Annotated in this window: 11 protein-coding genes and 1 pseudogene; 8 read left to right on the top strand and 4 right to left on the bottom strand. The window is 59.4% G+C overall.

The window, feature by feature from the left end; all coding sequences use genetic code 11:
• Positions 1 to 542 (bottom strand): annotated as a pseudogene (locus tag BF95_RS12525) (transposase); the annotation flags it as partial.
• A 63-nt stretch (positions 543 to 605) separates the two neighbouring features.
• Between BF95_RS12525 and BF95_RS12520 the strand changes: the two are divergent.
• The 6 genes from BF95_RS12520 to BF95_RS12495 all read left to right on the top strand — a co-directional run bounded on the left by BF95_RS12520 (position 606) and on the right by BF95_RS12495 (position 5,287).
• Positions 606 to 1,277 carry a transposase gene (locus BF95_RS12520; RefSeq protein ID WP_327195455.1) on the top strand — a complete coding sequence of 224 codons (672 nt, stop codon included), beginning with the start codon at positions 606 to 608 and terminating at the stop codon, positions 1,275 to 1,277.
• A 60-nt stretch (positions 1,278 to 1,337) separates the two neighbouring features.
• Positions 1,338 to 2,171 (top strand): site-specific integrase, encoded by an 834-nt coding sequence (locus BF95_RS12515; RefSeq protein ID WP_327195454.1) that lies wholly within the window; start codon positions 1,338 to 1,340, stop codon positions 2,169 to 2,171.
• 85 nt (positions 2,172 to 2,256) lie between these two features.
• On the top strand, positions 2,257 to 3,408 hold the full coding sequence (locus tag BF95_RS12510) for a tyrosine-type recombinase/integrase (protein ID WP_051519992.1): 1,152 nt from the start codon (positions 2,257 to 2,259) through the stop codon (positions 3,406 to 3,408).
• Positions 3,401 to 3,799 carry a type II toxin-antitoxin system RelE/ParE family toxin gene (locus BF95_RS12505; RefSeq protein WP_230281483.1) on the top strand — a complete coding sequence of 133 codons (399 nt, stop codon included), beginning with the start codon at positions 3,401 to 3,403 and terminating at the stop codon, positions 3,797 to 3,799. Before BF95_RS12510 ends, BF95_RS12505 begins: the two co-directional genes overlap by 8 nt.
• The gene (locus tag BF95_RS12500) at positions 3,786 to 4,115 is read left to right on the top strand and encodes a helix-turn-helix domain-containing protein (protein ID WP_043151718.1); all 330 of its coding nucleotides are present in this window, start codon (positions 3,786 to 3,788) and stop codon (positions 4,113 to 4,115) included. The genes BF95_RS12505 and BF95_RS12500 overlap by 14 nt, the downstream gene beginning before the upstream one ends.
• On the top strand, positions 4,112 to 5,287 hold the full coding sequence (locus tag BF95_RS12495; RefSeq protein WP_152542700.1) for a sulfotransferase domain-containing protein: 1,176 nt from the start codon (positions 4,112 to 4,114) through the stop codon (positions 5,285 to 5,287). The genes BF95_RS12500 and BF95_RS12495 overlap by 4 nt, the downstream gene beginning before the upstream one ends.
• A gap of 3 nt (positions 5,288 to 5,290) precedes the next feature.
• Here BF95_RS12495 and BF95_RS12490 read toward each other — a convergent pair whose 3' ends face one another.
• Both BF95_RS12490 and BF95_RS30350 read right to left on the bottom strand, forming a co-directional pair.
• Positions 5,291 to 6,454 (bottom strand): radical SAM protein, encoded by a 1,164-nt coding sequence (locus BF95_RS12490; protein WP_081764146.1) that lies wholly within the window; start codon positions 6,452 to 6,454, stop codon positions 5,291 to 5,293.
• Between the two features lie 158 nt (positions 6,455 to 6,612).
• Entirely contained in the window at positions 6,613 to 6,738 is a 126-nt protein-coding gene (locus tag BF95_RS30350) for a hypothetical protein (RefSeq protein ID WP_255671227.1), read from the bottom strand.
• Positions 6,739 to 6,936: 198 nt separating this feature from the next.
• Between BF95_RS30350 and BF95_RS12485 the strand changes: the two genes are divergently transcribed.
• The gene (locus BF95_RS12485; protein WP_152542696.1) at positions 6,937 to 9,315 is read left to right on the top strand and encodes a hypothetical protein; all 2,379 of its coding nucleotides are present in this window, start codon (positions 6,937 to 6,939) and stop codon (positions 9,313 to 9,315) included.
• Positions 9,316 to 9,449: 134 nt separating this feature from the next.
• Positions 9,450 to 10,343: a hypothetical protein gene (locus tag BF95_RS12480; RefSeq protein WP_152542694.1), complete on the top strand. Its 894-nt coding sequence runs from the start codon at positions 9,450 to 9,452 to the stop codon at positions 10,341 to 10,343.
• Positions 10,344 to 10,354: 11 nt separating this feature from the next.
• Here the strand turns inward: BF95_RS12480 and BF95_RS27390 are convergent, their stop codons facing one another.
• Complete coding sequence (locus BF95_RS27390) at positions 10,355 to 10,990, bottom strand: hypothetical protein (protein ID WP_043151713.1); 636 nt, start codon at positions 10,988 to 10,990, stop codon at positions 10,355 to 10,357.
• Positions 10,991 to 11,117 lie beyond the last annotated feature (127 nt).

Below are 11,117 nucleotides of genomic sequence, written 5' to 3'. Positions count from 1 at the left end.
CGGATTTTTACCCGGATCGCTCGAAAAAAAAAAAAAAAAAAAAAAGACCAGCGGATAGATCGCATCGAGCGGGGCGTTGCTGCCAGACGGCGACTTCATCGAGCACCGCGTACGTCACCGTGCTGATGAGATCGGGCGACACATCGATGCCGTACAGATCCTGCAGGTGCCCGGTAATCTCCCGGGTGCTCATGCCCCGCGCATACATCGACACAATCTTCTCATCGAAGCCCGGAAAGCGGCGCTGATACTTGGCTATCAGCTGCGGGTCGAAGCTGGACTGGCGGTCGCGCGGGACATCAATCTCCAGCTTGCCGGTCTCGGTCATTACGGTCTTCCGGCCATAGCCGTTGCGCGTGTTACCGGCACCTTCGCCTGTCGCAAGATGGTGATCCATCTCCGCATTTAACGCGCGCTCCGTGAGCGCCTTCTTCAGCGAATCCAGCAAGCCACCTTGTTCAAATGCGGCACTGGCAGCGCCTCCGGCCAAAAAGCTGGTCGAGAAGCGCATTGGGAATAACGGGTTCTTTGCGTCGTGACATAGTGGGACTCCTTGTTACCCATTATGCCCGGTCACACACGGAAATCCTGACAGTCCCCAGCCCCTGCCTGGCGCGCGCACCAGCGATTATGAGGAGACGATCGTTACGGTCATCTTCATTGGCGACAGCAGCTTTGCTGTCCACGAACTGGCACATGCGATCGTCCGCCGGGCCACACTCATCAGCCGACTGCGGCTCGAYGCCAACTTGTTTGCACAGCCTGCGGGGCGAACGGCACGCACGATGGGGCGCCCCGCACAGAAAGGGCGAGCATTACCAAAACTCAAGACCCTGCTCGCCAATCCGGCGACACGCTGGACCAGCATTCTCGTCTCTGCCTGGTATGGCCATCTCAACGGCAAGACGCTCGAGATCACATCCGACATCGCATTATGGTACAGGCCCGGCACCCCGGTCTTGCCGGCCCGCTGGGTCTTGGTTCGCGACCCTGACGGAAAGCGCGAGCCGCAAGCCTTCTTCAGTACCGACATCACCCTCGAGCCCGCCGACATCATCGCCCTCTACGTCCGGCGGTGGCAGATTGAGGTCACATTTGCCGAAACCCGCGCGCACCTGGGTATCGAGACACAGCGCCAGTGGACCGACAACGCCATAGCGCGAACCACGCCGGCTCTGCTCGGATTCTACAGTCTCATCTCGCTCTGGGCCTGTGATCTTCTCAACAGTACCAGCACACCGTACGCCGCCATGCGGCAGAAAGAGATTGTTAAGTAATAGGTTACGCGAAGTTGTTCCTCTACAGAGAGGAGCAAATCAATGCAAGCAAATGGCTATCTGCTACCAGCGAAAGAAGCCCCGAATCATTCGCTGCCCCGATCCGGTGACGGGCGTGGGATTGGTGAAAAGGCAAAGCCGTCCAACCGGGTTCGGCTCAACGGCAACATTGCCCGGCGCAAACCGGGCAAGCGCATTCGCGAGTATTGGGATATCGACCTGCCGGGCTTTGGCCTGCGAGTAAATCCCGGCGGCAGGCGGACATGGTTCGTGCTGTTCCGCCAGCGCGGCAAGCTACGGCGTGTGTCGCTCGGTACTTCCCGCGATATCTCGCCCGCCACCGCTCGCCGCCTCGCGCGGGCGAAGCTTGTGGAGGTAGCGCTGGACGGTCTGCCAACGCGCAAGAAGGCCCGCGCTGCGCAGAAGATCCGCCTGCTGATCTTCACCGGCGCACGTTGCGGAGAGATCGAGCAACTGCGCTGGGAATGGGTGCAGGAACCGCGGCTGATGCTTCCTGACAGCAAGACCGGCGCGAAGATCGTCTATCTCAATCGACAGGCTATCGATGTGATTGAATCGCTCCCAGACCGGAAAGCAACCGGCCTGCTGTTTCCCTCGTTCCGCAATCCCGACAAGCCGATCACGCTCGGCATCCATTGGTCGAAAATCCGCAATTGCGCAGCATTGCCGGATGTGCGCCTACATGACCTGCGCCACAGCTTTGCCTCGGTCGCGATCCGGGACAACATCTCGCTCATGGTCATCGGCAAGCTGCTGGGCCATGCGCTGGCAGAAACGACGACCAGATACGCGCACCTCTCCGACGAGATCGTCGCAGATGCAGCGGAGCGCGTATCCGGCTCTATCGCACGCCTGATCGGAGTTGCGCCATGAACGCGCTGACCCTGCGAGGGATCGTCGCCGAAGAGCTGGGCACCTCCGGCTCCATGTCATTGGCAAGTGCGGTGGCCTGGGCAAGTTGCGCAAGACCTGCTGGACGCGCGAACTGCCCGGCTTCGGGACGCGGCATTACGCCAGCGGTCGCAAGGTATATATCGTCCAGGCACGAATGGAAGGACGCACCCGCACGGTGACGATCGGCAATGCCAAGGTGCTGAGCCGTGCGCAGGCGATGGATGTTGCGCGCCGCGTGCTGATCCGTGCCCAGACTGGCGACAATCCGGCAGAGGAGCGCAAGCGGCTGCGCAAGGTTCCCTCCTACCGGGATTTCTTGAAAACCTACTGGGAGCGGGTTTCGCCCAAATGGAAACCGTCCACGCTCTACACCCACCGCTACTACAAGCGGAAATATCTAGACCGCGCGTTCGAAGGCCTGTTCCTCGACGAGATCGAGGAGCGCCATGTCCAGGAATGGTTCAACCGGATCACCAACACCGGTGGACCCGGTGCTGCCAACCGTTGCGGTGAAATCCTGCGCGCCATGTTCAACAAGGCCGAGCAATGGGGCGTGCGGCCCGAAGGATCGAACCCCTGCCTCTACATCCGCAAGAACAAGGGGCGGAAGTGCGAGCGCTTCCTGTCCGATCAGGAGTTCAAGCGAATTGGCGAAGTGCTCGACCGGCACCGCAAGGCTTTCCCGCTGCATTGCGCCGCGATCAGCCTGCTGATCCTGACCGGCTGCCGCAAGTCGGAGATTACATGCCTCCAATGGAGCGAAGTGCGGGGAAGGCGCTTGCTATTGACCGACAGCAAGACCGGCCCGCGCACGGTCTGGCTGGCCGAAGCGGCTGCAACCATCCTCCACGCGCTGCCGCGCCGGGAGAAGCAGCGGTATGTGTTCTGGAACCCGGCCACCCAGCGCCCGATCACGGACATCGGCAACTTGTGGAGCAAGCTGCGCGACGAGGCAGGCCTTCCCGGCGTTCGTATCCACGATCTGCGGCACAGCTTTGCCAGCCACGCCGCCGCCCATTCGGAAACGCTGCCGATGATCGGCAAGCTGCTTGGCCATGCAGACGTGCGGACGACCACCCGCTATGCCCATCTTGACGATGGGCACGTCATCGAGGCAGCGCAGCGCATCGGCGACCAGATCGAGCAAAACATGAGCGGCTCATATTCATTGAACCGTAACACTAAGTATGATAGTCGGCCGTTGCTGCATGACTGACAACCCGCGCATCCGCATCTACGCCAACCGCTGGTTCGCCAAGTTCGCGGCAAAGGAAAAAATCAGCGATGCCATGCTTGCTGGTGCCGTGCATCGGGCTAAATCCGGCCTGATCGATGCTGACCTTGGCAGCGGCCTCATCAAGCAGCGCATCGCGCGCCAGGGCGGAGGGAAATCGGGCGGGTATCGCTCGATTCTGATCTTCCGCTCGGGCGAGCGGGCCATATTCGTGTTTGCCTTCGCCAAGAGCGACAAGGCGAACCTGAGTGCGGCGGAACTTAAGGCCTATCGCAAGGCTGCCGGCATCATGCTGGAGCTAGGCGATGACCAGATCGAAACGGAAGTTGAAGCAGGCCGATTGGTCGAGGTGAAAGACGATGAGCAAAGCTAAGGCAAAGACCTACAAGAGCGAGGCGATGGCCGCCGTCCACGAAATGATGGAAGGCCTCCACGACGCTGGCAGCATCGACAAGCGCACCATGCGCGAGTTCGATGACGCCTGCGTTGCGCCTGCGCCGGTTCTGTCACCGGACGAAATCAAGGCCATCCGAGAGGCAGAGCATGTCTCGCAGCCGGTGTTCGCGCGCTATCTCAACGTGTCGAAGAACCTTGTCTCCGACTGGGAACGAGGAGCGAAAAAGCCGGGAGGTCCGGCTCTGCGGCTGCTGTCGATTATCCAGCGCAGTGGGCTGGATGCGGTGGCTTGAACTGGGCCAGCAACGCAGGAGAAGCGGAGCGCATGGAAACTCGAAATTGGCCGCCGGCGGGTAATCGTGAGCCGACCATCGTCGTATATGCCGACCTACAATCGCTGGAAGCGTTGACGGGAATCGCCGCGCGCGGCGGCGATATTCTGGCGCAGCTTTTCGACTATGCCATTCTGGACGGTTCGGATGATACGTGGGCGCACGCACTTCCCACCAGCACCAAGCGTGTTTCCTTGGAAGACCTAGGTCGGACTCTGCCTTCCGATTCCGTGTTCCTAGTTGGCGGTCCGTTGGTTTCGAAGCGGATCGATCAGCTGGCTCTGGCGGGCTATGCCCACGTTTACAACCTCAACGAAATCGCGCGCGAGATGTCGGCCAAGCTGCGGCTGCTGGTAGCGCTTGCGCCTGGTTTTGCGGGCAGCAGGGTTCCCGCGATGCTCGACCCAGTCGGCCAGACCGAGCCGCATCATACGCTGATCGAACCGCACCATTTGCCGTTACCTTCGAGATTGGTCTTTCTAGTCAACAGCCTGCCCAAATCGGGCTCAGTGTGGCTGTGCGGGATGCTCGAACATGTGTTGGACGTTTCCGGTTCTGACCGGGTTCGCATTTCGCATTGCGCCGATCTCGTCTTCGACCAGAATCAGCCAAATCTCGGCGGTGCGGTTTCGTTGGTCCGTGATATGCGCGACGTTGTCGTCTCTTGGTTTTACGATGTTGCTGCCTCCGATCTGAGAACCGGCTTCGAGCGCGCGCGCTACCCCGATATCGCTAGCTTTTATTTCGAATGCTTTGTCGGGCTAATCGGGAAATCGGATCGTTATTTTGGCGGGGACCTGGTCGGTTGGATTGATCGCAACTGTGCGAATTACTGTCCGTTGATTAGGTATGAGGACATGGTCGCGGATCCGCAGAGGGCCCTGACCAAGGTCCTCAATGCCTGGCGGATTCGCGTGCCCGAAGCGCGCGTGGCGGCCGCGGTGCGAGCCTTCGAGCCCTTCAGGCTGCGAAAGGCAGGCGGGCCGCGCGATGGGTATGTCGGCAAGATGTATCGGCGCGGCCATTTGCGCAATCCAGGATCGGGCAATTGGCAGAATGAACTGCCAGCCGAAGTCTTGAGCGATATCGAGCGTCGCTTTGCCGACTACCAACAAAGGCTTGGCTACGCCTAAGGCCTAGGCTGGCTGGCGCAACTGATCTGACACGAAAGTGGCTACCGCGTCGGTCAACGTCTTGACGTGGATTACGCATTCAGTGGTCTCGCCTGATGCGAAGTCACCGTTTTCTACTAGCTGGGTGAGCTCGAATCCGCCAGGGCACAAGGCATAATAGTCGCAGCTCAGTGCACAATGACGATGGCTCTTGCCGAAATCGTCCATCATACGCTCAAGTTTGTCTCCGCCGAGCATTTCAGCGAGCGTCTGCTTCTCGATATTGCCGAGGCTAAGTCCTTTTCCATCGCCGTAAAGATCGGCCAGAAACTCGGCGTTGAGACCGGCGTAGAAAGTTGTGATCTCGCCACGAGCATCGCAGTTAAGCTGGCGCAAGGGCGCTGTTCCTAGGCGGACGAAATCGGGCGCATCCGGCCCAGTCGCAGCACGGATACGCCCCAACGTCTGCGAGAAATTTCGCACCGGCAACTTGCTTCCCTCAGCACTTTGCGCAAGCGACAGCATAGCACGGTAGAATTCGGCATATTTCTGGGTGTCGTCGCGCGAATAGCCAATCTGTGGCCCTCCATCCGCGTGATTGGCGAGGATGTTGAAGTGGAAATCGGTGAGGACATCGGCGCGGGCGAGAAAGAAGTCGATGAACTCTTGCGGCTGCGCCAATGTCTCTGCTGTCACAACTGCGATCGCGTTGAATGCAATGCCGCGCTCCGCCAGCAGATCCATTCCGCGCACGGTCTGCGCGTGCGAGCCCCGTCCAGACCAATTGACGCGCAGGGGGTCGTGCAGTTCGCGCGGGCCGTCGCAGCTAACGCCAAGCCGCAAATGGTCTCGATGGCGATGAAAGAATTCGCACCACTTATAGTCGATCAGAGTGGCGTTGGTCTGGAAATCGAATGTGATCCGTGCGGGCATTCCCGGACCGTCGCTGTTAAGCGCAAGGATGAGCTCGATCGCTTCGTCATAATAATCGGGTGGTAGTGAGAGCGGCTCGCCTGAATGCCAAACGATCGAGACCTCGTCAGCGAGCAGGCCCAGCTGCTTGATCTGTGAGAAAAGCGTGCCGATCATCGAGATCGGCATTCTGTGCGAGAGTTTCCGGCTGACCGGACTCAGATCGCAATAACTGCAATTGAGATTGCACAGCGGCGTCCCCTGCAGAACAATCATTTCGACCGGGAGAAGGTCAGCGCGTTTCGAATCAAGCACGTATCAACTGCCCCGCCCTGCAACAAACAGCGCCTCGGTATTTCCTTCGCCCGCACGCTATCATGCGGCGGTGGTCGGCTGGTCTGTCGGCGCCACTAGGCAGCCGACAGACCAAAAAATCAGCGGCGCATCGCTGGACCCCAGCTCCTCTGAATAGAAGCATCGGAGAGCATAACGGTGTCCAAGCGTCCGGAAGCGGCGGCATTCTTGATCTCGTTGAGGCAGTTCTTGATTGCTTCGGCCATGCGATATCCTTCCTTTTCCTTTGCGTTCGACGCCGACTTGCGCCGGACTCAGATGATAACGCGCGCCATCCGGGAGTCAAACCTTTGGTCGCTATCAAATTGTGTTGCCTTCGCCTGCGAGCGAGAACTAAAAAATCGCAGCGTTTAGGGCCGGCAAAAGCGTAAAGGCGGGGGTTGCGCACTATGAGTTCTCGTGCAGTGAAGAGCTATATCCGTAGAGCTCTCGAGGCTGGTCAAATTGCCGATTGCCGTCAGTTTCCAGAAAAGGATCGGGAGGTCGATGCGGGTTATCTACGTGCATTAGCACTTGGCGGATTGCCGGCAGGAATGCGGGTTGTGGGCCTGACGATCACAGGTACGCTGGACTTGCGCGATTGCGGATCTGCTGGAAATCCTCTGCCAGCCTTGCGGATCGAGCAATGCCGCATCGTCAGTCCCCTGACCGGAGACGCGCCAGATACCGTCTCGATCGATCTGTCACGTTCTCACGTCGCCTCGCTGTCCTTGCAAGGTTCGCGCTTCACTAGCTTTTCCGGCAAGGGAATGGCTTGCTGCGCCGAGGTCGATCTATCCGGTGTCGGCCCGGTGAACGAGGGCGGGCTTTGCTGGATCGACATGTCCAATGCTGCTATCGGCGGAAACGTCGTAGCGGTCGACGCTTGTTTGCAATCGGCAATGATCGCGCATGCCGATCCAGATGAGGCGCCGACCTGCACGGGATTCGTCTTGCAGGAAGCTCAGATCGGCGGGACGCTCAACCTTTACAAAAGCAAGGTGATTGGTGGGTTGTCGCTCTATCTCGCGCGTCTGAAGGGCGATTTGTGGCTCGGCCAGTGTCGCCTGGTCGCTACCAACGGGTGGGCGCTCAATGCCAACGATGCCGAAATCGGGGCGATCTATGCTACGCGAGAGCCGCTCCAAGCTGAAGGGTACGTCGCCCTAAACGGCGCGCGTGTCCGATCACGGATCAATCTCTGTAAGGCCCGCTTAATCGCCAGAGAAGCAACGGCGCTGTCAATGAACAATATGCAGATCGGTGAAGGCGTATGCCTCAACAATGTGGAGTTGGACGGGCGGCTCGGCTTTGCCGGGCTGCGCTGCCAAGGTGATTTCAGCCTGCTCGGGGCGAAAATTGCTGTCAGCCAACGCGATGCTATCCTCGCCCAGGACGCTCAAATTCTTGGGAGCTTGCACCTGTCGGCAGATCCCGAGACCAAACGCCGCTTTTTCGTCAAGGGAAGGGTGATCCTCCACGGCTGCCACATTGGCAATGACCTTACCCTGTGCGGCGCCAATCTGCACGGCGAGTTCGAGGACATCGAGGAGGTGGGTGACAAGCAATTTCATTCGGCGCTGCTCGCTTCCGATCTTCGTGTCGGCGGGTGCATCAAGCTGGGGGAAAAATCGCAACTGGCGCCCGGGCAGCGCAGCCTGGTCTCAAACGGAGCGTTGCGGATGCAGCGGGTTGAGGCTGGCAAAGACATCCAGCTTTTCAACACGGAGGTCGTGGGCATCGCGCCCAAAAGAAAGCCCCTTAACTCCGAGGCCGCTGACGCGTCCGGTTCCGCGCCCGACAACACGGCCTTCGACCTCAGCTATTCAAAGGTTGGTGGTATTCTGATTATCGGCGACAACGATCTGTATGGGTCTGTGAACCTCTACTACTCCGACACAGATTTTCTGTGGGATACGAACAATGGATACCCGAAGCCCGCCTCCGACGGGACGGACGACATACACCTTGTCGGCTTCACCTACCGGGTGCTCATGTTGCCCGACATGGAGGCCCGGAACTGTCCCGCGGATCTGCGCAGAACGCTCAAGGCGCGCAAGGCTTGGCTCGAGCGCAGCCCTTTTGATGCACAGGATTATGCGACGCTGGCCCGTGCTCTGCGACGCAGCGCCTTGACCAACGAAGCCCGCGAAATCATGATTGCGCGCTTCTGCCGCGAGTTGACCATGCTGGTGCGCGGGGTACGGGATCGGAAAGCCGTCCCCGTGCAAACGGAGCAGAAAGAGGCCGATCCTCGAACGCTCTGGTCGCGCGCGACGGCTTTTGCGATCAATGCTCCCCATTATTCACTCGCGCAGATTTCAGATCTCGCCCACTATGTGATGATGCAGATCTATCGCCTGACTTTCGGTTTCGGGCTGGATCCACGCCGTGCCGTAGTGACGCTGCTTGGCTCCTTTTTGTTGGGCTGGACCGTGTTCGCTGACGCCAACCGCAGGGATCTGATGATCGTCGACCAGCAGCCTGTGGCAACGCTGTCCGACCGTTCGGCAATCGGCGCCGGACTTAGCACCGAAGTAGCTGACAAGGTACCTTGCGGCGACATGATTGACCCGAGACTGTTTGCGCTCGACGTGTTCATTCCGCTGGTCGATCTGCGACAGGAATCGAAATGCGAGATCGGAGTAGCCGACGGCTCCGAAGCTACGGCGGCGGAGGCGACTACCCTGAAGATCATCAAGGCCATCTATGCGTTCTTCGGCTGGATAGTTATCTCACTTTCGATCCTTACGTTCTCGGGCTTTCTTCAGCGCCGCAACGAATTGCTGGGGGGCGATACGTGACCGGTGCGCAAGCAAGGATCGCGGGTCGCTTGTTGCTCGATGGACAGGTTGCAGCGGGGCTGAGTATTGGCGAAATTCGCGAGGCAGTGCTGCCCCTCATTCGCAGCAATATCTACCGGGTCGATCCGGACAAGTTGGCGATCGAGATCGACGGGCCGGATGCCTCGCATCAAGAGGTCGATCCGGATTTGGAAGTAGGGCTGCAATGGCTCGGTGTCGGCTCAGACGCAGGTTCGCGGCTCAGATTTCGCGAAGAGCGGCAGCACTTCTCGCTTGCACTTGAGGATAGCTGGTGCGGGGTATTTCTTGCCCGTCACCTTGCCACTTTGCGGGACGACGAGCCGCTCACGATCATCCACCTCGACGACCATACGGATATGATGTCGACTTTACTGGCCGTCGAAAGTGACGCGGATGGCTCGCTGGTTCTCCAAGATCCACTCTCTGGATGCGCATTCGATCCCGCTTCGCCCGCTAGCTGGCACAGCGCCATCGCCAGTGGAGCGATCAGCATAGGCTCATTCCTAACGCCGTTCTTCGCGCTTGATCGTATCGTCGAGGTGTTCCACCTAAAGGCCGACTTGGAGAAGGCCCAGTCCTTTGCGGTCGCTCCGCAAACGACAGGTCATGAGTTGCTCGCGCGGTATCGGTTCCACGCGATCGAGCTAGCCGACAGCGCCGCCGGAGAGAGCCCGCAACGCCTCTACCGGCGGTCGAACGATGCGCACCAATTGCTGGCGCATCTGGCGGAAGGTCGCCGCGCCGCGATCCATATCGACCTCGACTATTTCATCAACGATTATAACGGAAACGCATGGCAGGTGGGCGAGATCGACTTGGTTACAACGCACAAAATTGCGCTTGAGCGGCTGGATCATTTCTTCTCCGCCCTAACCCGATCTGGCGTCTCGATCGCATGCTGGACTATCGGCGTGTCGCCCGGCTTTTGCAGCGCGCGCCATTGGCGGTTCCTCATCGAACAGATCGAACGGCGAATTGCCGATCTCGAAGTCATTCTGGCGAGGTAGTCCACGCGTGGCTAATCGGGCACGGCCTCCGAAGTGAAACAGGCCGTCAGCATCCAGATATGCTCGCCCTCCTGCAAGCGATGGCGACGATGCCAGAAGCGGCTGCCATGGCCGAACATGATCGCGCCCTGCGGCGTGGCAATGGTCTTGAGCAGCGCGCCGGGAGCATCGCCTTCATCAGCGTAGACTGAAAGATTCAGGCCCGACACCTGGCTGTCGGGGCGAAGCGGCGATGCATTTAGATAAAACAGCAGGGTGACCTCGCAGTTGGAAGCATCGTCGCGGTGGGTTTCGAGGAAATCCCCCGCCTCGAAAAAGGTAAAGCAACTGGCGCCGGGGCAATAGCGAAACGGGCGCCCGAATACGGGTTCGAGCAGGGCCGCAGAGGCCATGCTGCCGAGCACGTGGACTGCTGATGGACCAAGCGATGCTACGTGCGAACTGTAAGCCAGATCGGCGCTCTCCGATACTGCGGGCTTCGCCTCGGCGCGCCTGAAACGGGCCTCCCCCGCAAGCTCTTTGAGCATTTCGGAGGGTATGGCATCAGGAAGACAATGAAACCCGAAACATTCGATGGATTGCCGGATGCCGGGCAGTTGCGCGCCATCAAGCCAGGAAATCGCGGATACCATGGCGGCCTGCGTCATATTGAGCGTTGATCCAAACGAAAAAATCGCGAAATCTATGATAACTAGGTGCTCGGTTTATGCAAGTAGGGGCAGGCGTGAGGGACGTATCGCGGGGATGACTATTACGGCAATAAATACAGCCCCC

Origin of the sequence: Sphingobium sp. Ant17, from assembly GCF_000588875.1 — a bacterium.
Classification (GTDB): Bacteria; Pseudomonadota; Alphaproteobacteria; order Sphingomonadales; family Sphingomonadaceae; genus Sphingobium.
The sequence above is the reverse complement of the archived record's forward strand: the minus strand, read 5'-3'. Positions and strand labels throughout refer to the sequence as shown.